This window comes from Pseudomonas sp. WC2, assembly GCF_050586545.1.
Taxonomy (GTDB): Bacteria; Pseudomonadota; Gammaproteobacteria; order Pseudomonadales; family Pseudomonadaceae; genus Aquipseudomonas.
Window position 1 is genome coordinate 193,470 of sequence record NZ_JBOBDR010000007.1, and the last position, 25,048, is coordinate 218,517.

Below are 25,048 nucleotides of genomic sequence, written 5' to 3' on the forward strand. Positions count from 1 at the left end.
AGAATTCGCATGCAAACTTTTTTTATCGCCCCCACCGATTTTGGCGTGGGTCTGACCTCCATCAGCCTCGGGCTGGTGCGCACGCTTGAGCGAGCCGGGCTGAAAGTCGGTTTCTTCAAACCGATTGCCCAGCCACACCCGGGCGATACCGGCCCAGAGCGTTCCACCGAACTGGTGGCGCGCACCCACGGTCTGAAACCGCCGCAACCGCTCGGCCTGGCCCACGTCGAGCGGATGCTCGGCGATGGTCAGCTCGATGAGCTGCTCGAAGAAATCATCACGCTGTATCAGCAAGCCGCCATCGGCAAAGACGTGCTGGTCGTTGAAGGCATGGTGCCGACCCGCAGCGCCAGCTACGCCGCGCGAGTCAATCTGCATTTGGCCAAGAGTCTCGATGCCGAGGTGATTCTGGTCTCCGCGCCGGAAAACGAAGTACTCGCCGAACTCTCCGGCCGTGTCGAGTTGCAGGCGCAACTGTTCGGCGGCCCGAAAGACCCGAAAGTCCTCGGCGTGATCCTCAACAAGGTCAAGACCGACGAAAGCATGGACGCCTTCGCCGCGCGTCTGAAGGAACATTCGCCGTTGCTGCGCAGCGGCGATTTCCGTTTGCTCGGCTGCATTCCTTATCAGCCGGAACTCAACGCACCGCGCACCCGCGACGTCGCCGACCTAATGGGCGCGCAGGTGCTCAACGCCGGTGACTACGAAACCCGGCGGATGACCAAAATCATCATTTGCGCGCGCACCATGCGCAACACCGTCGAGCTGCTCAAGCCCGGTGTGCTGGTGGTGACCCCGGGGGATCGCGACGACATCATCCTCGCCGTCAGCCTCGCCGCAATCAACGGGGTGCCGCTGGCTGGTTTGCTGCTGACCAGTGACACCCTGCCCGATCCGCGCATCATGGATCTGTGCCGAGGCGCGTTGCAGGCCGGTTTGCCGGTGTTGTCGGTGAGCACCGGCTCCTACGACACCGCGAACCTGCTCAACGGTCTGAACAAGGAAATCCCGATCGACGACCGCGAGCGTGCGGAGATCATCACCGATTTCGTCGCCAGCCATCTCGACGCCAAATGGCTGCACCAGCGCTGTGGCACGCCACGGGAAATGCGCCTGTCGCCGGCAGTGTTCCGCTATCAGTTGATTCAGCGTGCGCAAGCGGCGAACAAGCGCATCGTCCTGCCCGAAGGCAGCGAGCCATTCACCGTGCAAGCGGCGGCTATCTGTCAGGAACGCGGGATTGCCCGTTGTGTGTTGCTGGCCAAACCGGAAGACGTCGAAGCCGTCGCTCGCGCTCAAGGCATCGTGTTGCCCCCAGGGCTGGAAATTCTCGATCCGGACCTGATCCGCGAGCGCTACGTCGAGCCGATGGTCGCCCTGCGCAAGAGCAAAAGCCTTAATGCGCCGATGGCCGAGCAGCAACTGGAAGACACCGTGGTGATCGGCACCATGATGCTCGCGCTGGATGAAGTCGACGGCTTGGTTTCCGGCGTGATCAACACCACCGCCAACACCATCCGCCCGGCATTGCAGCTGATTAAAACCGCGCCGGGCTGCACGCTCGTGTCGTCGGTGTTCTTCATGCTGTTCCCGGAAGAAGTGCTGGTCTACGGCGACTGCGTGATGAACCCGCACCCGAGCGCGACCGAACTGGCCGAGATCGCTCTGCAGAGTGCCGATTCGGCTGCCGCGTTCGGCATCACCCCGCGCGTGGCGATGATCAGTTACTCCAGCGGCGAATCGGCTACCGGCGAAGAAGTCGAAAAAGTCCGCGAGGCCACCTTGCTCGCCCACGAGCAACAGCACTCGCTGCTGATCGACGGCCCGCTGCAATACGACGCCGCGGCCAACGCAGAAGTCGCCCGGCAACTGGCGCCGAACAGTCAGGTCGCCGGTCGCGCCACGGTGTTTGTGTTCCCCGATCTGAACACCGGCAACACCACGCACAAAGCCGTGCAACGCAGCGCCGATTGCGTCAGCCTCGGGCCGATGCTGCAAGGCCTGCGCAAACCGGTGAATGATTTGCCGCGCGGCGCGCAAGTCGATGACATCGTCTACACCATCGCCCTCACCGCGATTCAAGCCGCCAACCGACCTATGGATGTATAAATGCTGGATTTTCTACCTGCACCCGTGCGCGGCGTGATCGCCTCGCTGCTGTTGGCGCTCAACACGATTCTGCTTTGCTCGTTTCTGTTTTGCGTGGCGTTGGTCAAGGCCCTGCCGTTTGCCTTTACCCAGCGCATCGCCGGTTGGCTGATGAGCCACACCCATGAAGCGTGGATCAGTAATAACAAAGGCTGGATGAACCTCGTGCGCCGTACACGTTGGCACCTCAGCGGCCTGCAAGGCCTCGACTATCAGCACTCGTATCTGATCACCAGCAACCACCAGAGCTGGGTCGATATTCTGGTGCTGCAATACGTGCTGAACCGCCGGATTCAACCGCTGAAGTTCTTCCTCAAGCAGGAGCTGATCTGGGTCCCGGTGATTGGTCTGGCTTGGTGGGCGCTGGGCTTTCCGTTCATGAAGCGCTACTCCAAGGCGTACCTGGCCAAGCACCCGGAGAAAAAAGGCAAAGACCTCGAAACCACGCGCAAGACCTGCGCGAAGTTTCGCAATAATCCGGTGGGGATTTTCAACTTCGTTGAAGGCACGCGGTTTACTGACGGCAAGCATGCGCAGCAGCAGTCGCCGTTCAAATACCTGCTCAAGCCGAAGGCTGGCGGGATTGCCTTTGTGCTGGATGCGATGGGCGAACAGCTGGAGTCGATCGTCAACGTGACCATTCACTATCCGGCCGGGCGTCCGGGGTTCTGGGACTTGCTGTGCGGTAACGTGCGCGATGTGGTGGTGCACTTTGAAGAGCTGAAGATTCCTCAGCAGTTCATTGGCAAGAACTACGATCAGGACGGCGAATATCGCCTGCAGTTTCAGGGCTGGATCAATCAGCTGTGGCTGGACAAGGATGCGCTGCTGGAACAGATGCACCGCGAATATCCAGCCAAACAGTAATCCCCTGTGGGAGCGAGCCCTGCATGATCGTTCCCACGCTCCGCGTGGGAATGCCTCACTGGACGCTCTGCGTCCGCTTTAGATGGGACGCGGAGCGTCCCGGGCTGCATTCCCACGCAGAGCGTGGGAACGATCACAAACGCTTTCGCGAGCAGGCTCGCTCCCATAGTTTTGATCGCCGTATGCCCGAATAAAAAAACCCGCCGATGATTGCTCATCGGCGGGCTTTTTTATTTGTCGCTAACGCTTAGATCGCGCCACGCTGACGCAGCAGATCCAGCACTTGCTTGACGCTGTCTTCCAGACTCAGCGTCTGCGTGTCGATCACCAGATCGGCATTCAGTGGCACGTCGTACGGGAAGGATTCGCCCGGGATGTTGTCGCCAGCGGCGGCATACAGACCTTGCGGATCACGCTCGGCGCACACGGCCGGCGAGGCCTGCACGTAGACCGTCAGCAGACGATCCTTGCCGATCAGGTCCTTGGCTTGCTCACGCCCTTCGGCACTCGGTGCAACGAACGCGGCCAACGTCAGCAGACCGGCTTCGTTGAACTGACGCGCCACGTGCGCGGCACGACGCCAGTTCTCGGTACGCCCGGCGCGATCCTGTGGCAGACCTTTATTCAGGTCGTGACGCAGGTTCTGGCCATCCAGCACAAACACCGCACGGCCCATGTCGAACAGCTTGCGCTCGACCGCATAGGCCAGCGTGCTCTTGCCCGCGCCCGACAGGCCGCTGAACAGCACGGTTGCCGGTTGCTGGCCGAAGCGCTGGGCACGTTCTTCAGTAGCAACGTGGGCCAGTTTGCCGTGATGCGTGGCAGTGCCATGGGTCACTGGCTGCGCGACGATCATGCCAGCGCCAACAGTGCCGTTGGTCAAACGGTCGATGATGATGAACGCGCCGGTGGTGCGGTTGCTTTCGTAACCGTCGAGGGCGATCGGCGCGTCGAGCGCGATCTTCACCTTGCCGATTTCGTTGAGCTGCAACGCGCTCGCCGGGCCTTCTTCCAACGTGTTCACGTCGACCTTGTTGACGATGCTGGCAATCGAGCCCGGCACGTAACTGGTAGCGCGTTTGATGTCGTATTTCTTGCCCGGCAGCATCGGCTCTTCAGCCATCCACACCAGCATCGCTTCGAAGCTGTCGGTGACCGGCGGCACGTTGTCGGCATGCACCAACAGGTCTCCACGGGAGATGTCGATTTCGTCTTCCATGGTCAGCGTGACAGCCTGACCTGGACCTGCGTGTTCCAGCTCACCTTCGAAAGTGACGATGGATTTCACGCGGCTGCTCTTGCCCGATGGCAGCACCACGACTTCGTCGCCTTTCTTGACGATGCCGCTGGCCAGCGTGCCGGCGAAACCTCGGAAGTTCAGGTTCGGACGGTTGACGTACTGCACCGGGAAACGCAGATCGGTGAAATTGCGATCGCCCGCGACTTCTACGGTCTCAAGGATTTCCATCAGCGACTGGCCTGTGTACCAAGGCGAGCGCTCGGACTTGTTCACCACGTTGTCGCCTTTGAGGGCAGACATCGGCACGAAGTGCATGCTGGTCGGCTTCATCTTCAAGCCTTCGGCGAACTTCAAGTAGTCAGCCTTGATCGACTCGAACACACCTTCATCGAAGCCCTTCAAGTCCATCTTGTTGATGGCGACAACGATGTGCTTGATCCCCAGCAGGGAGGCGATGAAGCTGTGGCGACGGGTCTGGGTCTGCACGCCGTAACGCGCGTCGACCAGAATGATCGCCAGGTCACAGGTGGACGCACCAGTGGCCATGTTGCGGGTGTACTGCTCATGGCCGGGGGTGTCGGCGATGATGAATTTGCGCTTGGCGGTGGAGAAGTAGCGGTAAGCAACATCGATGGTGATGCCCTGCTCACGCTCGGCCTGCAGGCCGTCGACCAGCAATGCCAGGTCGATGTCATCACCGGTGGTCCCGGACTTCTTCGAATCGCGGGTGATCGCTTCGAGGTGATCTTCGTAGATCATTTTCGAGTCGTGCAGCAGGCGCCCGATCAGGGTGCTCTTGCCGTCATCGACGTTACCGCAAGTCAAAAAGCGCAGCAGCTCTTTACGTTCGTGCTGGCCCAGGTAGGCGAGGATGTCCTCGCTGATCAAATCAGATACGTGGCTCATTGCATTCAAGCTCCGAGCTGTAAGCTTCAAGCGGCAAGCTTGTCGGCGTACAGCTAGTCAGAAATTTTGTTGATCAACCCGCCCAGCATTCTAGAAAGCTCACGGGTTTCCATAATCCAATTTTCAGCCAGCGGTTCTGCGATGTAAGCGATATCTCGGCCTATCAGGATCTGGGTGCGCAACTCTCCGCAAGAAGCCTTCGCGATCCAAAGAAAGTGAACCTTTTCTTTGCAACTCCGACGCTCCATGCCTTCGGCAATATTGGAAGGCACTGACAGTGCAGAGCGAGTGATCTGATCCTTGAATCCAAAATCCCCGCATCGCGCAAACTCTCTAAAAATCCCCACCGCCAAGCATTTGCTTCGTTGCCAAACAACCAGTTTCTCGAAATCCATTACGAGTGATCCGATTCCGGCTCGCGGCAACCGGCCGCAAGCGCCAAACTGCAAAGTTACTGATACCGCCTTTAACTTGCAGCTTGCCGCTTGTAACTCGAAGCTTAAAAGTACCCCTGACGTTTTTTGTCTTCCATCGAGCCTGCGCCATCGTGGTCGATGACTCGGCCCTGGCGCTCGGAAGTTCGCGTCAGGAGCATTTCTTGAATGATGTCCGTGAGGCTTTCGGCTTCGGACTCCACGGCGCCCGTCAACGGGTAGCAGCCAAGGGTGCGGAAACGCACTTTCTTTTTGACGATGCGCGCTTTGTCTTCGTCGGACAGGTGCTCGAGAATGCGCTCGTCGTCGATCATGATCAGCGTGCCGTTCTTCTCGATCACTTCGCGTTCGGCGGCGAAGTACAGCGGCACAATCGGGATGCCTTCGAGGTAGATGTACTGCCAGATGTCCAGTTCGGTCCAGTTCGACAGAGGGAACACACGGATGGATTCGCCCTTGTTGACCTTGCCGTTGTAGACGTTCCACAGTTCTGGACGCTGGTTTTTCGGATCCCAGCGATGCTTGCTGTCGCGGAACGAGTACACGCGCTCTTTGGCGCGGGATTTCTCTTCATCGCGACGGGCGCCGCCGAAGGCTGCGTCGAAACCATGTTTGTCGAGTGCCTGTTTCAGGCCTTCGGTTTTCATGATGTCGGTGTGCTTGGCGCTGCCGTGGGTGAACGGGTTGATGTTCTGCGCCACGCCATCGGGGTTGATGTGGGTGATCAAGTCCAGGCCCAGTTCTTCGACCATCTTGTCGCGGAACTTGTACATTTCCTGGAATTTCCAACGGGTGTCGACGTGCATCACCGGAAACGGCAGTTTGCCCGGGAAGAACGCCTTGCGTGCCAGGTGCAGCATCACGGCGGAGTCTTTACCGATGGAGTACAGCATCACCGGGTTATCGAACTCGGCGGCCACCTCGCGGATGATGTGGATGCTTTCCGCCTCCAGCTGTTTCAGATGCGTCAGTTTGTCGACCATGGCTACTCACGAAAGCTTTCTTATGAACGGCCAGCGGGCCGTGTTCGAGCGGGGAATCCTAGCACAGCGACCTCTTCTAATCAGGACGCCAACTAGATCGAAAGGGTATATGAATATGCCTGCCAGTTCGGCCGGGCAGTTCTCTTGTGGAAGCGAGCCTGCTCGCAAAAGCGGCCTGTCAGACACCTTTTTATTGGAGGTCTGACGCCTTCGCGAGCAAGCTCGCTCCCACAGGGATAGCGGGGGATTTCAGATCGGGTTCGGGCAGTCGATGAAGATGTGCTCAACGGCAAATCGCTTGGCCAGATAGTCCCCCAGCGCCTGCACGCCGTAGCGCTCGGTGGCGTGGTGGCCGGCGGCGATGAAGCTGATGTCGTTCTCGCGGGCGCTGTGGAAAGTCTGCTCGGACGCCTCGCCGCTGAGGAACAGATCGACGCCGGCTGCTACGCCGTGATCGATATAGCCCTGGCCACCGCCAGTGCACCAGCCGACCCGGCGGATCATCGGACAGCCTTCAATCAGCAGCGGTTCGCGGCCCATGACGTCCTGCACCTTGCGCGCGAAATCGCGTGCGGTCATCGGCTCGTTCAACGAACCGACCAGGCCGACGATTTTCAGATTATCCGGATCGAGCGGGCCTTCCACCGTGATGTCCAGTTGCCGAGCGAGCTGCACGTTATTGCCAACGTCCGGGTGCAGATCCAGCGGCAAGTGATAGGCCAGCAGACTGATGTCGTGCTTGAGCAAGGTCTTCAGCCGACGCTGCTTCATGCCGGTGATGCACGGGTTTTCGCCCTTCCAGAAATAACCGTGGTGTACCAGCACCAGATCGGCCTCGGCCTCGACGGCGGCATCCAGTAATGCCTGACTGGCGGTAACGCCGCTGACGATGCGCATCACCTGCGGACGGCCTTCGACCTGCAGGCCGTTAGGGCAATAATCGGCAATTTTCGCACTGCCAAGGTAACGGTCGGCTTCTTCGACGAGGGTGCTGAGGGCAACGGCCATGAAAGACTCCTAAATATCCCGTTCCGAGGCACGCGCGGCCTCGTATAATGCGCGACATTATGGGCGGTCTGACCCCGCCTGCAACTTTTCCAGGACGTGCTTAATGTTCAAGGCGCTGCGTTTTATGGGCTGGCCGCTGTTGGCCGGCGTGCTTATCGCTCTGTTGATTATTCAGCGTTACCCGCAGTGGGTGGGGCTGCCGAGCCTCGACGTCAACCTGCAACAGGCCCCGCAAACCACCAGCGTGCAGCAGGGGCCAGTGTCCTATGCCGACGCGGTGACCATCGCCGCGCCTTCAGTGGTCAACCTGTACACCACCAAAGTCATCAATAAACCGGCGCATCCGCTGTTCGAGGATCCGCAGTTCCGGCGCTTCTTCGGCGATAACTCGCCGAAACAGAAACGCATGGAATCGAGCCTTGGTTCCGGCGTGATCATGAGCCCGGAAGGCTACATCCTCACCAACAACCATGTGACCAGCGGTGCCGATCAGATTGTTGTCGCATTAAAGGATGGCCGTGAAACCCTCGCCCGCGTCATCGGCAGCGACCCGGAAACCGACCTCGCGGTGTTGAAAATCGACCTGAAAACCCTGCCAGCAATCACCGTTGGCCGCTCCGACAACATCCGCATCGGCGACGTCGCGCTGGCCATCGGCAATCCGTTCGGCGTTGGCCAGACGGTGACCATGGGCATCATCAGTGCCACCGGGCGTAACCAGTTGGGCCTGAACAACTACGAAGACTTTATCCAGACCGACGCGGCGATCAACCCGGGCAACTCCGGCGGCGCGCTGGTCGATGCCAACGGCAACCTCACCGGCATCAACACAGCGATCTTCTCCAAGTCCGGCGGCTCGCAAGGCATCGGCTTTGCGATCCCGGTGAAACTGGCGATGGAGGTGATGAAATCGATCATCGAGCACGGTCAGGTCATTCGTGGCTGGCTGGGCATTGAAGTGCAGCCGCTGACCCAGGAACTGGCCGAGTCGTTCGGCTTGTCCGGGCGTCCGGGTATCGTCGTCGCGGGGATCTTCCGCGATGGCCCGGCACAGAAGGCTGGTCTCCAATTGGGTGACGTGATTCTGAGCATTGATGGCGAGCCTGCCGGCGATGGTCGTCGCTCGATGAACCAGGTCGCGCGGATCAAGCCAACGGACAAAGTGACGATTCAGGTGATGCGCAACGGCAAAGAGATCAAGCTCACCGCTGAAATCGGCCTGCGTCCACCACCGGCGCCGGTGAAAGAAAAAGAAGAATAAAACTTTGTCCGCGCTGAATGCGCGGATAAAAGACATTCTCAACAGGCATGTTATATTGTTTCAATTCTAGCAATTGGAACAACATAACATGTCGTCTCGAACAAAGGCCTCCCTGCTCGGCCTGAGCCTCGGTTTGCTGGTCGATCCAGCCTTCGCTGAAGAACCACAACCCCTCGAACTCGACGCCATCAGCGTCATCTCCGATTACGAATCGCCGACCGGGCCGGTCAAGGGCTATCGCGCCACGCGCTCGTCCAGCGCGACCAAAACCGACACGGCGATCCGCGACATCCCGCAGGCGATCAGCGTGGTGCCCGCCAGCGTACTCACGGATCTGGGCAGCACCAGCGTCGAGCGCGCGCTGGATTTTGCCGGTGGCGTCTCCAAGCAAAACAACTTCGGCGGCCTGACGCTTTACGAATACAGCGTGCGCGGGTTCACCACGTCCGAGTTCTACAAGGACGGTTTCAGCGCCAATCGCGGCTATCCGAGCACACCGGATGCGGCCAATATCGAGCGCATCGAAGTGCTCAAAGGCCCCGCCGCCAGCCTCTATGGCCGTGGCGACCCGGGCGGCACAGTGAACATCGTCACCAAGAAGCCACAGCCTGAAGCCTTTACCACCCTGCAAACCAGCGCCGGAAGCTGGGATCGCTATCGCACTGCGCTGGACGTCAACACGCCGCTGGATGATCAGGGCGATGTGCTGTCGCGCATCAACCTCGCGGTCGAAGACAACAACAGCTTTCGCGATCACGTTGACAGCAAACGTGTGTTCGTCGCGCCCTCGATCAGTTGGCAATTGAACCCGGACACGTCGCTGTTGGTGGAAAGTGAAATCGTCCGCCACAGCTCAACCTTTGATCGCGGCATCGTTGCGCCCAATAATAAGTGGAGCGGCGTCTCGCGCCGAACCTTCCTCGGCGAACCCAACGACGGCGACATCGATAACCACAACAACCTGTTGCAGGCGACTCTCGAACATCACCTCAACGACAACTGGAAGCTGCGCCTGGCCAGCCATTACAAAGAGGGCAAACTCTGGGGCTTCGCCTCGGAAGCCCGCCCGTTGAACGCCGACGGCCGAACCGACAACCGCCGCTACCGTGAGCGCGATACCAACTGGCACGACAGCATCACCCAACTGGAAGTGCGCGGCCTGTTTGACCTCGGTGCGTGGCAACACGAACTGCTGATCGGCACCGAGTACGAAAACTTCCGCAAGAACGAGCGCGTCACCACCATCGCCGGCAGCCCTTACGCCATCGACATCTATAAACCGGTCTACGGCCAGCCGAAACCCAACGGCGCGCGTTCGGGCACCGACACTTTCGAGCACGTCGCAAGCCACGCGCTGAATCTGCAGGATCAAATCATCTTCACCGACAAACTGCGCGGGATGATCGGCGCGCGTTTCGAGCATTTCGATCAGCGCATTGACGATCACAGCCGCAACGCCACGAGCAGCCAGCGACACGACGCCCTGACCCAGCGTGCCGGCCTGCTCTACCAACTGACGCCGAACACCGGCCTGTTCGCCAATGCCTCGACTTCGTTCAAACCGAACAACGGCCTCGACGCCGCCGGAAAATCCTTCGACCCGGAAGAAGGCGTCGGTTACGAAATCGGCATCAAGAACGAGCTATTCGACGAACGCCTGAGCAGCACCCTCGCCTTCTTCCACATCGATAAGGAAAACGTTCTCGCCCTCGACCCGGGCACCGACACCAGCCGCGCCATGGGCAAGGCACGCAGTCGCGGTTTCGATTGGCAAGTGACCGGACAAGTGACCGATGCGGTGCGCGTGATCGGTGCGTTCGCCTACATCGACGCAGAAGTGACTCAGGGTGACGCGGTGATTCCCACCGGCAGCCGCATCCTCGGTGTGGCCAAACGCAGCGGCAGCCTGCTCGGGGTTTATGAGTTTCAGGACGGCCATTTGCGCGGCTCGGACGTCGGCGCCGCGTTCACTTACGTCGGCGACCGCTCGGGTGAATCCGGCAGCGACTTCGAGTTGCCGGCCTATCACACCGTCGACCTGCTGGCCCACTACAAGGCCAGCGACAACGTCACCGTCGGCCTGAACCTGAACAATCTCTTCGACGAAAAGTATTACGAGCGCTCGTACAGCAATTACTGGGTCAACCCCGGCGAGCCGCGCAATTTCACCGTCAGCCTGACACTCAATCTGTAAAAAGGACGTCCCCAAAACAAAACTTATGTGCCAGCTACTCCGCTCTTCGCCGGCCGAGTTTCCTCCCATGGTCTGAAGCCAGAAACGACACGGCAATATCGAGAGGATGACGGGTACATGAACTCCCAAGGACGCAGTTAAGCACTAACTATTATCGATGAGACGATTAGCAATAAAACATATTCAAAAGTCGTATAAAAACCTGTCAACTATGACAGTTGCCCCGCGATGACGGATACCTCAGTTTAAAGCTCGCATAACTACCCGAGAACGTAAGGAGAGCGTCATGGCTACGAGTGAAACGTCTGCGTACGGCTTCATTGAGTTTCGACTCAATAACGATCCGGTCATCGAAATGCGGGAGATGGTGATGCTTCACCCGCTACCGGACGGTGGCGGGCTAATGTCTGCCAGGCATACTCAAGGACCAGGTAGTAGTGATGCAACTAACCTCCACATCAGCTATCCGAAAGGGGTAGTCACGGGTGAACAGGTTAAAAATTATCCGGCTGACTTTTCTGGCATACCTGAGAAATGGCAATACAACAAGAATGGCAAAGCCTTTTTGGCGGCGACAGGGCAGTTGAACATCAACTTCGAAATCCTCAACACATCCGCGAAAGGTAGCTATTTCATGGAGCTAGAAAATGGTCAAAAAGTATCAGGAAAATTTGTACTGAGTACTTTGTGATCTAACCAGTTCCTGCTCTTGCCGAATATGGCAAGGACAGGAACTGGGTATTCAAGGAACTACACGAAGTTTCACAACTCCCCCAACCCATCAACCAACGCCTGATTCTGCTCCGGCGTGCCAATCGAAATCCGCAGGAACTGCGCAATCCGCTCTTGCTTGAAGTGGCGCACGATCACGCCCTGCTCACGCAACTTGGCCGCCAGCCCCGCCGCATCATGCTGCGGGTGCCGGGCGAAGATGAAGTTCGCCGCCGACGGCAGCACTTCAAAGCCCTTGGCCTGCAACTGCGCGATCACCCACTCACGGCTCTCGATGACCAAGCGACACGTCTTGTCGAAATACTCTCGATCTTCGAAAGCCGCGGCTGCACCGACATTCGCCAGACGATCCAGTGGATAAGAGTTGAAGCTGTTCTTGATCCGCTCCAGTGCCTCGATCAGATCTGCATGCCCCACCGCCAGACCCACGCGCAAACCGGCCAGCGAGCGCGACTTGGACAAGGTTTGTGTCACCAGCAGATTCGGATAACGATCCACCAGACTGATCGCCGTCTCGCCGCCGAAGTCGATGTACGCTTCGTCCACTACCACCACCGAATCCGGGCTGGCCTTGAGGATTTGCTCGACCGCGTCCAGCGCCAACAGGCAACCGGTCGGAGCATTCGGATTCGGGAAAATGATCCCGCCATTCGGCTTGGCGTAGTCAGCCGGATCTATCCGGAACTGCGCGTCCAATGGCACCGCATCGAACTTGATGCCGTACAACCCGCAGTAAACCGGGTAGAAGCTGTAGCTGATGTCCGGGAACAACAGCGGCTGATCGTGCTGCAACAAACCGTGGAAGATGTGCGCGAGCACTTCGTCCGAACCGTTGCCCAAGAACACCTGATTGCTCTGCACGCCGTAATACTGGGCGACCGCGTTTTTCAACAGGTCGCTGTTTGGGTCCGGGTACAGACGCAGGTTGTCGTTGAGTTCGATCTGCATCGCCGCCAAGGCTTTTGGCGACGGGCCGTAGGGGTTTTCATTGGTGTTGAGCTTGACCAGTTTGGTCAGCTTCGGCTGTTCGCCCGGCACGTACGGCACCAGATCTTTAACGAACGGGCTCCAGAATTTACTCATGTTCAGTTCCCCTTCGATTCGTCTTTGATGCGGTATTCGGCGCTGCGCGCGTGCGCGCTCAGGGATTCGCCACGGGCCAGTACCGATGCAGTCTTACCCAGTTCCGAAGCACCGGCCTCGGAGCAGAAGATGATCGACGAGCGCTTCTGGAAGTCATACACGCCCAGCGGCGAAGAGAAGCGCGCGGTGCCCGAAGTTGGCAAAACGTGGTTCGGGCCAGCGCAGTAGTCGCCCAGCGCTTCGGAAGTGTGGCGGCCCATGAAGATCGCGCCGGCGTGGCGAATCTGCGGCAGCCAGGCTTGTGGGTCAGCGACCGACAATTCCAAGTGCTCCGGGGCGATGCGGTTGGCGACTTCGATGGCTTGCGCCATGTCACGTACGTGAATCAGTGCACCACGGCCATTGATCGAGGTTTCGATGATGGTCGCACGGTCCATGGTTGGCAGCAGTTTGTCGATGCTGGCGGCGACCTTGTCGAGGAACTCGGCATCCGGGCTGACCAAAATCGCTTGGGCGTCTTCGTCGTGCTCGGCCTGCGAGAACAGGTCCATGGCGATCCAGTCCGGATCGGTCTGACCGTCGCACACCACGAGAATTTCCGAAGGGCCGGCGATCATGTCGATGCCGACCTGACCGAACACGTGACGCTTGGCGGTGGCGACATAGATGTTGCCCGGGCCAACCACCTTGTCGACTTGCGGCACGCTTTCGGTGCCGTAAGCCAGCGCCGCAACCGCTTGTGCGCCACCGATGGTGAACACGCGGTCAACGCCAGCGATGCACGCCGCCGCCAGCACAAGCTCGTTGATCTCACCGCGCGGGGTCGGCACGACCATGACCACTTCGGTCACGCCTGCCACTTTGGCCGGAATCGCGTTCATCAACACCGAGGACGGATACGACGCCTTGCCGCCCGGCACGTACAGACCGGCGCGATCCAGCGGCGTGACCTTCTGGCCCAGCACGGTGCCGTCAGCTTCGGTGTAGCTCCAGGAATCCTGCTTCTGTTTTTCGTGGTAGCTGCGCACGCGGGCGGCGGCTTTTTCCAGTGCTTCGCGCTGTGGCACGGTGATGCGCGTCAGCGCCAGTTCGAGGCGCTCGCGCGGCAGAATCAGATCAGCCATCGAAGCGACTTCGAGGCCGTCGAACTTCTGGGTGAACTCGACCAGCGCCGCGTCACCGCGCTCGCGCACAGCCTTGATGATGTCCAGCACCCGCTGATTGACCGAGTCGTCAGACACACTTTCCCAGCTCAGCAGATGATCCAGATGATGCGCGAAATCCGGGTCAGCAGCGTTGAGTCGGCGAATTGCAGTCGTTGCGGTCATAGCGAGAGCCTCATAGGAATGGCAAAAACTCAGGCGCCCTAACTTAGCAGTCGTTTCCGCTTGGGCACCTGAGATTCTGGCTATGAGGCGGATAGACGGGCGCGACTTAACGTCGCGCAGGTGAATCAGCCGCGGTGTCGCGATTCCACTGCGTTGCGCAGGGTATCGATCAACGCCTGGATTCGGGCGTGTTGCATTTTCATCGAAGCCTTGTTGACCACCAGGCGCGAGCTGATCGTGGCGATCAATTCCTGAGGTTCCAGGCCGTTGGCGCGCAGGGTGTTGCCGGTGTCGACCACGTCAATGATCTTGTCGGCCAGGCCGATCAGCGGAGCCAGTTCCATCGAGCCGTACAGCTTGATGATGTCGACCTGACGGCCCTGCTCGGCGTAATAACGCTTGGCAACGTTGACGAACTTGGTCGCCACGCGCAGACGGCCCTTGGGCTCAGGCGCGCCGATCTTGCCGGCGGTCATCAGTTTGCACTGGGCAATCTGCAGGTCCAGTGGCTCGTACAGGCCTTGGCCGGTGTATTCCATCAACACGTCTTTACCGGCCACGCCGAGGTCAGCCGCGCCATGTTCGACATAGGTCGGCACATCGGTGGCGCGCACGATCAGCAGACGGACATCGTCTTGGGTCGTGGGGATGATCAGCTTGCGGCTCTTGTCCGGATTCTCGGTCGGCACGATGCCCGCTTCGGCGAGAAGCGGCAGGGTGTCGTCAAGGATGCGGCCCTTGGACAGTGCGATGGTCAACATGGGAAACGTCAGTCCTTATCAAGGTACTCATGTCCGGTCGCAATCGGCGCCGGACACACATCGAGCCGGAAACCGGCTCGACTCTAAAATCAGTGGACACGTCCCTGTGTCCCAATGCAGCAATCAGCCCGGAACGCGACGAATCTTGGCGCCCAGCATCTGCAGTTTTTCTTCGATGCACTCGTAACCACGATCTATGTGGTAGATGCGGTCGATCAGCGTGTCGCCTTCGGCAACCAGTGCCGAGATCACCAGGCTGGCCGAAGCACGCAGGTCGGTGGCCATCACTGGCGCGCCCTTGAGGACTTCAGTACCGGTGACGATGGCGGTGTTGCCTTCGACCTGGATCTTGGCGCCCATGCGGTGCAGTTCGTACACGTGCATGAAACGGTTTTCGAAGATCGTCTCGATCACCGCACCGGTGCCTTCGGCAATGGCGTTGAGCGAGATGAATTGCGCTTGCATGTCGGTCGGGAATGCCGGGTACGGCGCAGTGCGCACGTTGACAGCTTTCGGGCGCTTGCCGTGCATGTTCAGCTCGATCCAGTCTTCACCGCTGGTGATTTCTGCGCCGGCTTCACGGAGTTTTTCCAGTACCGCTTCGAGGATGGTCGGATCGGTGTCCTTGACCTTGACGCGGCCACCGGTAACCGCAGCGGCCACCAGGTAGGTGCCGGTTTCGATGCGGTCGGGCATGACTTTGTAGAAGCACGAACCCAGACGCTCAACACCATCAATGGTGATGGTGTCGGTGCCAGCGCCGGATACCTTGGCGCCCATGGCGTTGAGGAAGTTTGCCAGGTCAACCACTTCAGGTTCACGAGCGGCGTTCTGCAACACGCTGCGACCCTTGGCCAAAGCTGCGGCCATCATGATGTTCTCGGTACCAGTCACACTGACGGTATCGAAGAAGAATTGAGCACCGCGCAGGCCGCCTTCAGGCGCCTTGGCCTTGATGTAGCCGCCTTCGACGTCGATGACCGCGCCCATGGCTTCGAGACCACGGATGTGCAGGTCGACCGGACGCGAACCGATGGCGCAACCGCCAGGCAGTGCGACTTCGGCTTCACCGAAACGGGCAACCATCGGGCCCAGTACCAGGATCGACGCACGCATGGTTTTCACCAGTTCGTACGGGGCGATCAGGGTCTTGATGGTGCGCGGGTCGATTTCGACGCTGAGCTTCTCGTCGATCACCGGCTCAATGCCCATGCGACCGAACAGCTCGATCATGGTGGTAATGTCGTGCAGGTGCGGCAGGTTGCCAACGGTCACCGGGCCATCGCACAGCAGCGTGGCAGCCAGGATCGGCAGGGCAGAGTTCTTTGCCCCGGAGATGCGGATCTCGCCATCAAGACGAGCGCCACCGGTAATAATCAATTTATCCATAAGAATCTCGACGCCCTTAGGCTCAGGTGCGCTCGGCCCAGGCCGCGCTGCTGAAAAATTTCATAGTGACCGCGTGGATGCTGCCATCGGTGATCCACGGGTTCAAATGGGCATAGACCTGCTGCTGACGCTTCACCGGGCTCAACGCCGCCAGTTCATCGCTAATCACGTTCAGCTGGAAATTGCAGCCTTCGCCCTCAACTTCTACCAACGTTCCGGGCAGCTTTCCTTCAAGGAAGCTCTTCACTTCTACGGCCTGCATGCTCAACCTCAATCGGCGCCCTGTGCGCACGGGTCGGACATCATACAAAAAAGCCCCGCGCCTGCGAACCCCGCATGGCAGGACTCTGACGGGGGGCTTCTTTATAGATGTGGGTTCAGGGGTGCGCCAACAGTTCGGTCAGTTCACTGACCTGAGCGATTTCACGCATATCTTCCGGCATCGCACGAATGCTCACGGCCTTGCCGGCCGCTTTGGCATCGCGCATGAAGCACAGCAGCAACGACAAGCCGACGCTGCTGGACTTCTTCACTGCCGAACAATCGATCACCAGCGCTGCCGCCTTGCTCGACTTGATCAGCGCCTGACCTTCCTTGCGCAGGTCAGGACCGGTGCGGTAATCCAGCACTCCGCTGAGCAGAAGCTCGTCGACATCACTCATACGAACTGCGGCCTCACTCATTGTGCTGAGTTCTTTTCGGTGGATTCCTTGGCCTTGGCGACTTCACCGGCCCAACCATTGATGGTCTTGTCCAGATCGTTGCCATTGCGTTGCATCGCATCGGCGAACTGATCACGGAACAGTTTGCCAATGTTGATACCGTTGATGATCACGTTGCGCAGTTTCCACTCGCCGTTGATCTTCTCCAGCGTGTACTGCACAGGGTAGATCGCGCCGTTGCTGCCCTTGACGGTCATGTTGACGCTGGTGCGATCACCCGACTCGTCCTTCGCTGGATCTACGGTGATGCCCTGGTTGTTGTACTCGAGCAAGGCATTGCCGTAGAACTGGAACAGGCCTTTCTTGAAGTTTTCCTGGAAGGTCTGCATCTGCGCCGGCGTCGCCTTGCGCGAATACTTGACGGTCATGATGCTCTTGGAAATGCCCTCGGCATCCACCACCGGCCCGACGATGCTGTTGAGCGCCGCGTAGAAATCAGTCGGATCCTGCTTGTACTTTTCTTTATTGGCCGCCAGATCGGCCAGCAACCGGTTGGTTGTGTCCTGGACCAGATCGTGTGCCGAAGTCGCAGCAGCCACGGCGTTACCCATCAACGGCAGGGCCGCCAACAGCACCAACAGGCTGCGTCGCAAGATAGAGATCATTCAAAAGCTCCTCATTTGGCGTCTTTGCTAACGGTGTTGAGCAGGAATTTACCGATCAGGTCTTCCAGTACCAGTGACGACTGCGTGTCGTGAATGGTTCCACCATCCTTCAGCGGTTTGTCTTCCCCGCCAACGCTGATACCGATGTACTTCTCGCCCAGCAGACCAGCGGTCAGGATAGACGCTGTGGAGTCAGTCGGCAGATTGTCGACCTTTTTATCCACTTGCAGGGTGACCCGACCGGTAAAGCTGTCGCGATCCAGATCGATCGCCGTGACCTTGCCGATGGTCACACCGGCCATGGTCACTTTGGCTCTGACCGTCAAACCGGCGATATTGTCGAAGTAGGCATAAAGTTTATAGGTGTCGGTGGTCGAAGTCGGAGACAGGCCACTGACCCGCAAAGCAAGCAGCAACAAAGCCAGGATCCCTGCCAGCAGGAACAGGCCGACACCGATTTCCAGGGTGCGGTTTTGCATCAGAAATCTCCAAACATCAAAGCGGTCAGAATAAAGTCCAGGCCCAGCACTGCCAGCGAGGCAAATACCACGGTCTTGGTGGTGGCACGACTGATGCCCTCGGAAGTGGGCTCACAGTCATAGCCTTGGAATACGGCGATCCAGGTGACGACAAAGGCGAAAACGATACTTTTGATCACGCCGTTCAGCACGTCGCTGGTGAAATTGACGCTGTTCTGCATGTTCGCCCAGTAGGACCCTTCATACACGCCCAGCCAGTCGACAGCCACCCACGAACCGCCCCAGATACCCACCACGCTGAAAATCATTGCCAGCACCGGCAGGGAAATGAAACCGGCCCACAGACGCGGGGCGATGATGTACTTCAGCGGGTCGACACCGATCATTTCCAGACTGGACAGCTGTTCGGTGGACTTCATGTTGCCGATTTCTGCCGTCAGTGCCGAACCGGCGCGGCCGGCAAACAGCAATGCAGTCACCACCGGACCCAGTTCACGCAGCAACGTCAGCGCAACCATCTGCCCTACCGCTTGCTCGGAACCGTAGCTCGACAGAATGCTGAAGCCCTGCAGCGCCAGCACCATGCCGATGAAAATGCCGGAAACGACGATGATCACCAGCGACATCACGCCAACCGAATGCAGCTGTTTGACCAGCAGGCCGAAACCGCCGCTGATACCGCCGCGCCCCAGCAAGGCGTGAAACAGGAACAGCGTGGCACGACCAAACACCGCAATGGCGTCGATCGCCGCTTCGCCGAACCGGCGAACGCGTTCGAGTAATGAAATTCTGCGCATCAGCGCTTCCCCAGAAGATCTGCGCGGTAATCCGTCGCTGGAAAATGGTACGGCACCGGGCCATCGGGATTGCCGGTCATGAATTGACGGATACGCGGTTCGTCCGAGTTCATCAATTCGTCCGGCGTGCCCTGCCCCAGCACCTGACCATCACCCACTACATAGATGTAGTCGGCGATGCTCGCGGTTTCGGCCAGATCGTGGGAGACCACGATACTGGTGATGCCCAGCGCATCATTGAGCAGCCGGATCAGGCGTACCAGCACGCCCATGGCGATCGGATCCTGGCCGACGAACGGTTCGTCGTACATGAGAATCTGCGGGTCGAGCGCAATGGCACGCGCCAGCGCGACACGGCGCTTCATGCCGCCGGACAGTTCATCGGGCATCAATTCGATAGCGCCGCGCAAACCGACCGCCTGCAATTTGAGCAGGACAATGTCGCGGATCATTTCTTCCGGCAACTCGGTATGAACGCGCAGGGGAAAAGCGACGTTCTCGAAGACATCGAGATCGGTGAACAGTGCGCCGCTCTGAAACAGCACACCCATGTGCTTGCGCGCATCGAACAGATCGCTGCGCGACAACTTCGGCAGGTTCTGACCGTTGACCCAGACTTCGCCGCTGGTGGGACGCAATTGTGCGCCCATCAACCGCAGCAGCGTGGTCTTGCCACACCCGGAAGGCCCCATGATGCCGGTGACCTTGCCGCGCGGGATGCGAATATCGACGTTATTGAAAATGCTGCGCGCACCGCGCTTGAAGGAGACTCCCTTCAGCTCGACCGCGTAGGCGTTATCGGCACTCATCTAAACTCCTTGCGATGCAGCCTCTCACTCGGACGCCTGGCTTTCTGAAGAAAGCACTTACATCCCGGGCAGGCCGAACTGGCGGCGAACTATATCACTGCAAAGGCCAAGCGCCCAAGCATGAACCCCGCCGTGATCAGCGACAGGACAGGGCCGCAGCCACTTTTAAGGGGTTTTGGTAACGAGTAATGACAAAGCACGACGAACTTGCGTGAGGCTTTGCAACATAACCGCTATAATCGCCGCCTTTTCATCGGGCTATACGACTTCAGACATGAGCCAAACCAGCGACCTGATTCAATCGGCACAACGCACCATTCGCCTCGAAGTGGAAGCCGTACAAGGCTTGTTGCCCCATATCGACGCCGATTTCGTACGCGCTTGCGAGTTGATTCTGGCCAGCAAAGGCCGCGTGGTCGTGGTCGGCATGGGCAAGTCCGGGCATATCGGCAACAAGATTGCCGCGACCCTGGCCAGCACCGGCACCCCGGCTTTTTTCGTTCACCCGGCTGAAGCCAGCCACGGCGACATGGGCATGATTACCCGTGACGACGTGATTCTGGCCTTGTCGAATTCCGGTTCGACCAACGAAATCGTGACCCTGCTGCCGCTGATCAAACGCCTGGGCATCCAGTTGATCAGCGTCACCGGTAACCCGCAATCGCCGCTGGCCAAGGCTGCCGAGGTCAACCTCAACGTTCATGTCGAACATGAAGCCTGTCCGCTGAATCTGGCGCCGACCTCATCGACCACCGCTGCCCTGGTCATGGGCGATGCGCTGGCTGTCGCCCTGCTCGAAGCACGCGGTTTTACTGCAGAAGATTTCGCTTTCTCTCATCCGGGAGGCGCGCTGGGTCGCCGCCTGCTGTTGAAAGTGGAGAACGTCATGCATGCGGGCGCCGAGTTGCCGCAGGTGCAACGCGGCACGCTGCTCAAGGACGCACTCATGGAAATGACCCGCAAGGGTCTGGGCATGACCGTGATCCTTGAAGCCGACGGCAAACTGGCCGGGATCTTCACTGACGGTGATTTGCGCCGCACGCTGGATCGCAGCATCGACATCCGCAGCGCCACCATCGACCAGGTGATGACCGCACACGGCAAGACCGCCCGGCCCGAGATGCTCGCCGCCGAAGCCCTGAAAATCATGGAAGACCATCGAATCAACGCGCTGGTAGTCGTCGACGAGGAAGATCGCCCGATCGGTGCCTTCAACCTTTCCGATCTGCTGCGCGCAGGAGTCATGTAATGAGCAACGATCTGCTGCAACGCGGCAAAGCGATCAAACTGGCGGTTTTCGACGTCGACGGCGTGCTGACCGACGGCCGTCTGTATTTCCTCGAAGACGGCAGCGAATTCAAGACGTTCAACACCCTTGATGGCCAAGGCATCAAGATGTTGATGAATGCCGGCGTACAAACAGCCATCATCAGCGGTCGCAAGACGCCGGTGGTCGAACGCCGAGCAAAAAATCTGGGTATCCCGCATCTGTTTCAGGGGCGCGAAGATAAATTGGTCGTACTCGACGGCCTGCTCGAACAACTGGGCCTAAGCTATGAACAAGTCGCCTATCTGGGCGACGACCTGCCTGACTTGCCGGTGATCCGTCGCGTCGGTCTGGGCATGGCCGTTGCCAACGCTGCCGATTTCGTCCGCGAACACGCCCACGGCGTGACTCGCGCCCGGGGTGGTGAAGGTGCCGCCCGCGAATTCTGCGAATTGATCCTGCGCGCCCAAGGCAGCCTCGATGCCGCCAACGCTGCGTATCTGTGAGCCAAACAATGTTTAGCAAAAAATTTCGTAACTTTCTGTTGTTCGGCTGCATCGCGGCGATCTTCGCCGCCGTCGGCTACTGGAACATCAGTCCGGAGCGCTTCCTCGACAAGCCGCCAACCGCATCGGTAGACAACCCTATCGACTGGTATGCGACCAACACGCATACCGTGCAATACCTGCCGGACGGCAAGGTGCAGTACGAAATGACGTCCGACAAGGCTGAACACGTCAAGGCGACTGACATCACTCTGGTCACCAAACCCGACCTGAACATGTACCGCGGCACCGACTTTCCGTGGCACGTGACCAGCGAACGCGGCGAAGTGAATTCTGGCGGCACCGAAGTCGAACTGATCGATTCGGTACGTGTAAAGCGCACCGATGAAAAGAAACGTGACACGCTGATCACTTCCACTCGCATGACAGTGTTCCCGCAGCGGGAATATGCGCAGACCGAGCAACCCGTTAGAATCGAGGGCGCTGGCGGTGTATCGACTGGCGTAGGAATGAAAGCGTACCTGAAGGAAAGCAGGATACACCTGCAATCGAACGTAAGAGGACAGTATGAGGCTCGTTAAAACCCTCCCTATTTTGCTCAGTCTGGGCGCAGCACTGGGAAGCGTGAGCGCCTGGGCTCTGCCGAACGATCAAGAGCAGCCAATCCGCATTCAGGCCGACGATGCCCAGCTGGACGACAAGAACGGCGTTGCCACCTATAAAGGTGACGTGATCATCACTCAGGGTTCGATGATCGTCAAAGGCAACACCGTAACCATCACCCGCACCGCGACCGGTGATATCGACGTGGTGACTTCGGTCGGCAACCTCGCTTACTTCGAACAGCTGCAGACCGCTGGCGATACCAAGCCTGTACAGGGCTGGGGCGTGACGATTCAGTACCATGCCGCGCAAAACCGCGTCGTACTGATCGACAAGGCCAAGGTTGTCGACAAGGACAACAACACCACCCAAGGCGAGAAAATCGTCTATGACACGGTGAAGAAACTGGCCAGCGCCGGTCGCGCTACCGGCAGCAAAGTCACCGAAGCGCGTCCGCGCATCGACATGGTGATTCAGCCGAAGCCGAAAAACGACGAGAAAAAGGCCCAGTAATGGCAACTCTGAAAGCTCAGCACCTGGCCAAGGCCTACAAAAGCCGCCAGGTCGTGCGTGACGTCAGCCTGTCGATCGACAGCGGCCAGATCGTCGGCCTGCTCGGCCCGAACGGCGCCGGCAAGACCACGTGCTTCTACATGATCGTAGGCTTGGTACAGGCCGATCAGGGCCGCGTACTGATCGATGACCTCGACGTCAGCCATCAGCCAATGCACGGTCGCGCCAAGGCCGGTATCGGCTATCTGCCGCAAGAAGCGTCGATCTTCCGCAAACTGTCGGTGGCCGACAACATCATGGCGATCCTCGAAACTCGCCAGGAACTCGACAAGGCTGGCCGCCGCAAGGAGCTGGAAAGCCTGCTGCAGGAATTCCACATCAGCCACATCCGCGACAACCTCGGCATGAGCCTGTCCGGTGGTGAACGCCGCCGGGTGGAAATCGCTCGCGCGCTGGCAACTGCGCCGAAATTCATCCTGCTCGACGAACCGTTTGCCGGTGTCGACCCGATCTCGGTCGGCGACATCAAACAGATCATCCACCACCTCAAGGCCAAAGGCATCGGTGTGTTGATCACCGACCACAACGTGCGTGAGACGCTGGATATCTGCGAAACCGCTTACATCGTCAACGACGGTCAATTGATCGCCGAAGGTGATGCAGAAACCATCCTGGCCAACGATCTGGTCAAGGAAGTGTATCTGGGTCACGAATTCCGCCTCTAAGCATGATGGTGCCCGAGTGAGCTGCGTGGGTGCTGTATCGATGAAGCAGCTTTTTCTACGCTTTAATTGTTACAGCGCTCTAGGCAAACACTTCAGTTTCAGGCATATAATTTGCTTAAGTTTGGCGCCCCGGCGCCCTGTAGTGGATGGCGCATAGCGCCGGCGAATAAGGTGTTAAGCCCCTGCCATGAAACCATCGCTAGTCTTGAGAATGGGCCAGCAGCTGACGATGACACCGCAGCTGCAACAGGCCATCCGCCTGCTCCAATTGTCGACCCTGGATCTGCAACAGGAAATCCAGGAGGCCCTGGAATCCAATCCGATGCTCGAACGCCAGGAAGAAGGCGACGACTTCGACAACTCCGATCCGCTGGCCGACAACGCCGAACAGAAGCCCAACACCGAGATCCAGGAACCGTCCTATCAGGAAACGGCCCCGACGGTAGATAACCTCGAGGACGGCGAATGGAACGAGCGCATTCCCAACGAGCTCCCGGTCGACACCGCCTGGGAAGACGTCTACCAGACCAGCGCCAGCAGCCTGCCGAGCAGCGACGATGACGAGTGGGATTTCACCACCCGCACCTCCGTCGGCGAAAGCCTGCAAAGCCACCTGCTGTGGCAACTGAACCTGGCGCCGATGTCCGACACTGATCGCCTGATCGCCGTGACCCTGATCGACTGCATCAACAATCAGGGCTATCTGGACGAAACCCTCGAAGAAATTCTTGAAGCGTTCGACCCGGAACTGGACATCGAGCTGGACGAGATCGAAGCCGTCCTCCACCGTATCCAGCAGTTCGAACCGGCCGGTATCGGCGCGCGCAACCTCGGCGAATGCCTGCTGCTGCAATTGCGCCAGCTGCCCGCCAAGACGCCTTGGCTGGCTGAAGCCAAACGCCTCGTCACCGATTACATCGACCTGCTCGGCAGCCGCGATTACAGCCAGCTGATGCGCCGCATGAAGCTCAAGGAAGATGAGCTGCGCCAGGTCATCGAACTGGTACAGACCCTCAATCCGCGGCCGGGCTCGCAGATCGAATCGACCGAAGCCGAATACGTCGTCCCGGACGTGATCGTGCGCAAGGACAACGAGCGCTGGCTGGTCGAGCTGAATCAGGAGTCGGTGCCGCGCCTTCGCGTCAACGCGCAGTACGCCGGTTTCGTCCGTCGCGCCGACACCAGCGCCGACAACACTTTCATGCGCAATCAGTTGCAGGAGGCCCGCTGGTTCATCAAGAGCCTGCAGAGCCGCAACGAAACCCTGATGAAAGTTGCCACCCAGATCGTCGAGCATCAGCGCGGTTTTCTGGAGTACGGCGACGAAGCCATGAAGCCGCTGGTCCTGCATGACATCGCCGAAGCGGTGGGCATGCATGAATCGACGATTTCCCGGGTGACCACGCAGAAATTCATGCATACCCCGCGCGGTATTTATGAACTGAAATACTTTTTCTCCAGCCACGTCAGCACCTCCGAAGGCGGCGAATGCTCGTCCACGGCGATCCGCGCGATCATCAAAAAACTGGTTGCAGCGGAAAATCAGAAAAAGCCGTTGAGTGACAGCAAGATCGCTGGTTTACTGGAGGCACAAGGCATTCAGGTGGCTCGCCGCACCGTCGCCAAGTACCGCGAATCCCTCGGGATCGCGCCTTCGAGCGAACGCAAGCGGTTGATGTAAGCCACGT

General features: G+C 59.0%; 25 protein-coding genes. 11 read left to right on the top strand and 14 right to left on the bottom strand.

Annotated features, from left to right (window positions below; all coding sequences use genetic code 11):
- Window positions 1-9: 9 nt before the first annotated feature.
- Both pta and ACQ4OE_RS11025 read left to right on the top strand, forming a co-directional pair.
- On the top strand, window positions 10-2,109 hold the full coding sequence (pta, locus tag ACQ4OE_RS11020; protein ID WP_430946667.1) for a phosphate acetyltransferase: 2,100 nt from the start codon (window positions 10-12) through the stop codon (window positions 2,107-2,109).
- Window positions 2,110-3,015, top strand: coding sequence for an acyltransferase (locus tag ACQ4OE_RS11025; RefSeq protein WP_122595132.1), 906 nt, complete (start codon window positions 2,110-2,112; stop codon window positions 3,013-3,015).
- Window positions 3,016-3,262: 247 nt separating this feature from the next.
- Here ACQ4OE_RS11025 and cysN read toward each other — a convergent pair whose 3' ends face one another.
- The 4 genes from cysN to ACQ4OE_RS11045 form a co-directional block, all read right to left on the bottom strand.
- Entirely contained in the window at window positions 3,263-5,161 is a 1,899-nt protein-coding gene (gene cysN / locus ACQ4OE_RS11030; RefSeq protein ID WP_430946668.1) for a sulfate adenylyltransferase subunit CysN, read from the bottom strand.
- Between the two features lie 53 nt (window positions 5,162-5,214).
- The gene (locus ACQ4OE_RS11035; protein ID WP_150705949.1) at window positions 5,215-5,556 is read right to left on the bottom strand and encodes a four helix bundle protein; all 342 of its coding nucleotides are present in this window, start codon (window positions 5,554-5,556) and stop codon (window positions 5,215-5,217) included.
- Between the two features lie 104 nt (window positions 5,557-5,660).
- Complete coding sequence (gene cysD, locus ACQ4OE_RS11040) at window positions 5,661-6,578, bottom strand: sulfate adenylyltransferase subunit CysD (RefSeq protein ID WP_007912374.1); 918 nt, start codon at window positions 6,576-6,578, stop codon at window positions 5,661-5,663.
- Between the two features lie 249 nt (window positions 6,579-6,827).
- Window positions 6,828-7,586, bottom strand: a complete 759-nt coding sequence (locus tag ACQ4OE_RS11045; RefSeq protein WP_430946669.1) for a Nif3-like dinuclear metal center hexameric protein — start codon at window positions 7,584-7,586, stop codon at window positions 6,828-6,830.
- A 103-nt stretch (window positions 7,587-7,689) separates the two neighbouring features.
- Between ACQ4OE_RS11045 and algW the strand changes: the two genes are divergently transcribed.
- From algW to ACQ4OE_RS11060, 3 genes are all read left to right on the top strand, one after another.
- Window positions 7,690-8,847 (top strand): Do family serine endopeptidase AlgW, encoded by a 1,158-nt coding sequence (gene algW / locus ACQ4OE_RS11050; protein WP_016987037.1) that lies wholly within the window; start codon window positions 7,690-7,692, stop codon window positions 8,845-8,847.
- 88 nt (window positions 8,848-8,935) lie between these two features.
- Window positions 8,936-11,041 (top strand): TonB-dependent siderophore receptor, encoded by a 2,106-nt coding sequence (locus ACQ4OE_RS11055; protein ID WP_430946670.1) that lies wholly within the window; start codon window positions 8,936-8,938, stop codon window positions 11,039-11,041.
- 286 nt (window positions 11,042-11,327) lie between these two features.
- A complete protein-coding gene (locus ACQ4OE_RS11060) occupies window positions 11,328-11,732 on the top strand; it encodes a hypothetical protein (protein WP_430946671.1) in 405 nt (134 codons plus the stop codon).
- Between the two features lie 71 nt (window positions 11,733-11,803).
- Here the strand turns inward: ACQ4OE_RS11060 and hisC are convergent, their stop codons facing one another.
- From hisC to ACQ4OE_RS11110, 10 genes are all read right to left on the bottom strand, one after another.
- Entirely contained in the window at window positions 11,804-12,856 is a 1,053-nt protein-coding gene (gene hisC, locus ACQ4OE_RS11065; RefSeq protein ID WP_430946672.1) for a histidinol-phosphate transaminase, read from the bottom strand.
- A 2-nt stretch (window positions 12,857-12,858) separates the two neighbouring features.
- Window positions 12,859-14,184 carry a histidinol dehydrogenase gene (hisD, locus tag ACQ4OE_RS11070; RefSeq protein WP_430946673.1) on the bottom strand — a complete coding sequence of 442 codons (1,326 nt, stop codon included), beginning with the start codon at window positions 14,182-14,184 and terminating at the stop codon, window positions 12,859-12,861.
- A gap of 125 nt (window positions 14,185-14,309) precedes the next feature.
- Window positions 14,310-14,945: an ATP phosphoribosyltransferase gene (gene hisG / locus ACQ4OE_RS11075; protein WP_007912384.1), complete on the bottom strand. Its 636-nt coding sequence runs from the start codon at window positions 14,943-14,945 to the stop codon at window positions 14,310-14,312.
- A gap of 123 nt (window positions 14,946-15,068) precedes the next feature.
- Window positions 15,069-16,334, bottom strand: coding sequence for a UDP-N-acetylglucosamine 1-carboxyvinyltransferase (gene murA / locus ACQ4OE_RS11080; RefSeq protein WP_122595140.1), 1,266 nt, complete (start codon window positions 16,332-16,334; stop codon window positions 15,069-15,071).
- Window positions 16,335-16,356: 22 nt separating this feature from the next.
- Window positions 16,357-16,596 (bottom strand): BolA family protein, encoded by a 240-nt coding sequence (locus ACQ4OE_RS11085; RefSeq protein WP_008085051.1) that lies wholly within the window; start codon window positions 16,594-16,596, stop codon window positions 16,357-16,359.
- Window positions 16,597-16,711: 115 nt separating this feature from the next.
- Window positions 16,712-17,017: an STAS domain-containing protein gene (locus ACQ4OE_RS11090; RefSeq protein ID WP_122595141.1), complete on the bottom strand. Its 306-nt coding sequence runs from the start codon at window positions 17,015-17,017 to the stop codon at window positions 16,712-16,714.
- Window positions 17,014-17,661, bottom strand: a complete 648-nt coding sequence (locus tag ACQ4OE_RS11095) for an ABC transporter substrate-binding protein (RefSeq protein ID WP_122595142.1) — start codon at window positions 17,659-17,661, stop codon at window positions 17,014-17,016. The genes ACQ4OE_RS11090 and ACQ4OE_RS11095 overlap by 4 nt, the downstream gene beginning before the upstream one ends.
- A gap of 11 nt (window positions 17,662-17,672) precedes the next feature.
- Window positions 17,673-18,140, bottom strand: coding sequence for an outer membrane lipid asymmetry maintenance protein MlaD (gene mlaD / locus ACQ4OE_RS11100; protein WP_007912400.1), 468 nt, complete (start codon window positions 18,138-18,140; stop codon window positions 17,673-17,675).
- Window positions 18,140-18,937: a lipid asymmetry maintenance ABC transporter permease subunit MlaE gene (gene mlaE, locus ACQ4OE_RS11105; RefSeq protein ID WP_430946674.1), complete on the bottom strand. Its 798-nt coding sequence runs from the start codon at window positions 18,935-18,937 to the stop codon at window positions 18,140-18,142. Before mlaE ends, mlaD begins: the two co-directional genes overlap by 1 nt.
- Window positions 18,937-19,746, bottom strand: a complete 810-nt coding sequence (locus tag ACQ4OE_RS11110) for an ATP-binding cassette domain-containing protein (RefSeq protein ID WP_122595143.1) — start codon at window positions 19,744-19,746, stop codon at window positions 18,937-18,939. The genes mlaE and ACQ4OE_RS11110 overlap by 1 nt, the downstream gene beginning before the upstream one ends.
- Before the next feature lie 274 nt (window positions 19,747-20,020).
- Between ACQ4OE_RS11110 and ACQ4OE_RS11115 the strand changes: the two genes are divergently transcribed.
- From ACQ4OE_RS11115 to ACQ4OE_RS11140, 6 genes are all read left to right on the top strand, one after another.
- Window positions 20,021-20,995, top strand: a complete 975-nt coding sequence (locus ACQ4OE_RS11115) for a KpsF/GutQ family sugar-phosphate isomerase (protein ID WP_158961106.1) — start codon at window positions 20,021-20,023, stop codon at window positions 20,993-20,995.
- Window positions 20,995-21,519, top strand: coding sequence for a KdsC family phosphatase (locus ACQ4OE_RS11120; RefSeq protein WP_122595145.1), 525 nt, complete (start codon window positions 20,995-20,997; stop codon window positions 21,517-21,519). Before ACQ4OE_RS11115 ends, ACQ4OE_RS11120 begins: the two co-directional genes overlap by 1 nt.
- 8 nt (window positions 21,520-21,527) lie before the next feature.
- Window positions 21,528-22,100 (top strand): LPS export ABC transporter periplasmic protein LptC, encoded by a 573-nt coding sequence (gene lptC, locus ACQ4OE_RS11125; protein WP_122595146.1) that lies wholly within the window; start codon window positions 21,528-21,530, stop codon window positions 22,098-22,100.
- A complete protein-coding gene (gene lptA, locus ACQ4OE_RS11130; RefSeq protein WP_122595147.1) occupies window positions 22,087-22,635 on the top strand; it encodes a lipopolysaccharide transport periplasmic protein LptA in 549 nt (182 codons plus the stop codon). The genes lptC and lptA overlap by 14 nt, the downstream gene beginning before the upstream one ends.
- Window positions 22,635-23,360, top strand: a complete 726-nt coding sequence (gene lptB / locus ACQ4OE_RS11135; RefSeq protein ID WP_008085069.1) for an LPS export ABC transporter ATP-binding protein — start codon at window positions 22,635-22,637, stop codon at window positions 23,358-23,360. The genes lptA and lptB overlap by 1 nt, the downstream gene beginning before the upstream one ends.
- A gap of 187 nt (window positions 23,361-23,547) precedes the next feature.
- Entirely contained in the window at window positions 23,548-25,041 is a 1,494-nt protein-coding gene (locus ACQ4OE_RS11140; protein ID WP_122595148.1) for an RNA polymerase factor sigma-54, read from the top strand.
- Window positions 25,042-25,048 lie beyond the last annotated feature (7 nt).

Coding starts and splice junctions, on each gene's coding strand:
- hisC (WP_430946672.1), bottom strand. CDS start 12,856: ATGAGTAAATTCTGGAGCCCGTTCGTTAAAGATCTGGTGCCGTACGTG.
- murA (WP_122595140.1), bottom strand. CDS start 16,334: ATGGATAAATTGATTATTACCGGTGGCGCTCGTCTTGATGGCGAGATC.
- pta (WP_430946667.1), top strand. CDS start 10: ATGCAAACTTTTTTTATCGCCCCCACCGATTTTGGCGTGGGTCTGACC.
- ACQ4OE_RS11025 (WP_122595132.1), top strand. CDS start 2,110: ATGCTGGATTTTCTACCTGCACCCGTGCGCGGCGTGATCGCCTCGCTG.
- cysD (WP_007912374.1), bottom strand. CDS start 6,578: ATGGTCGACAAACTGACGCATCTGAAACAGCTGGAGGCGGAAAGCATC.
- ACQ4OE_RS11045 (WP_430946669.1), bottom strand. CDS start 7,586: ATGGCCGTTGCCCTCAGCACCCTCGTCGAAGAAGCCGACCGTTACCTT.
- ACQ4OE_RS11095 (WP_122595142.1), bottom strand. CDS start 17,661: ATGATCTCTATCTTGCGACGCAGCCTGTTGGTGCTGTTGGCGGCCCTG.
- hisD (WP_430946673.1), bottom strand. CDS start 14,184: ATGACCGCAACGACTGCAATTCGCCGACTCAACGCTGCTGACCCGGAT.
- ACQ4OE_RS11035 (WP_150705949.1), bottom strand. CDS start 5,556: ATGGATTTCGAGAAACTGGTTGTTTGGCAACGAAGCAAATGCTTGGCG.
- lptA (WP_122595147.1), top strand. CDS start 22,087: ATGAGGCTCGTTAAAACCCTCCCTATTTTGCTCAGTCTGGGCGCAGCA.
- ACQ4OE_RS11110 (WP_122595143.1), bottom strand. CDS start 19,746: ATGAGTGCCGATAACGCCTACGCGGTCGAGCTGAAGGGAGTCTCCTTC.
- cysN (WP_430946668.1), bottom strand. CDS start 5,161: ATGAGCCACGTATCTGATTTGATCAGCGAGGACATCCTCGCCTACCTG.
- ACQ4OE_RS11055 (WP_430946670.1), top strand. CDS start 8,936: ATGTCGTCTCGAACAAAGGCCTCCCTGCTCGGCCTGAGCCTCGGTTTG.
- ACQ4OE_RS11120 (WP_122595145.1), top strand. CDS start 20,995: ATGAGCAACGATCTGCTGCAACGCGGCAAAGCGATCAAACTGGCGGTT.
- ACQ4OE_RS11140 (WP_122595148.1), top strand. CDS start 23,548: ATGAAACCATCGCTAGTCTTGAGAATGGGCCAGCAGCTGACGATGACA.
- mlaE (WP_430946674.1), bottom strand. CDS start 18,937: ATGCGCAGAATTTCATTACTCGAACGCGTTCGCCGGTTCGGCGAAGCG.
- lptB (WP_008085069.1), top strand. CDS start 22,635: ATGGCAACTCTGAAAGCTCAGCACCTGGCCAAGGCCTACAAAAGCCGC.
- ACQ4OE_RS11115 (WP_158961106.1), top strand. CDS start 20,021: ATGAGCCAAACCAGCGACCTGATTCAATCGGCACAACGCACCATTCGC.
- ACQ4OE_RS11090 (WP_122595141.1), bottom strand. CDS start 17,017: ATGAGTGAGGCCGCAGTTCGTATGAGTGATGTCGACGAGCTTCTGCTC.
- algW (WP_016987037.1), top strand. CDS start 7,690: ATGTTCAAGGCGCTGCGTTTTATGGGCTGGCCGCTGTTGGCCGGCGTG.
- ACQ4OE_RS11060 (WP_430946671.1), top strand. CDS start 11,328: ATGGCTACGAGTGAAACGTCTGCGTACGGCTTCATTGAGTTTCGACTC.
- hisG (WP_007912384.1), bottom strand. CDS start 14,945: ATGTTGACCATCGCACTGTCCAAGGGCCGCATCCTTGACGACACCCTG.
- ACQ4OE_RS11085 (WP_008085051.1), bottom strand. CDS start 16,596: ATGCAGGCCGTAGAAGTGAAGAGCTTCCTTGAAGGAAAGCTGCCCGGA.
- lptC (WP_122595146.1), top strand. CDS start 21,528: ATGTTTAGCAAAAAATTTCGTAACTTTCTGTTGTTCGGCTGCATCGCG.
- mlaD (WP_007912400.1), bottom strand. CDS start 18,140: ATGCAAAACCGCACCCTGGAAATCGGTGTCGGCCTGTTCCTGCTGGCA.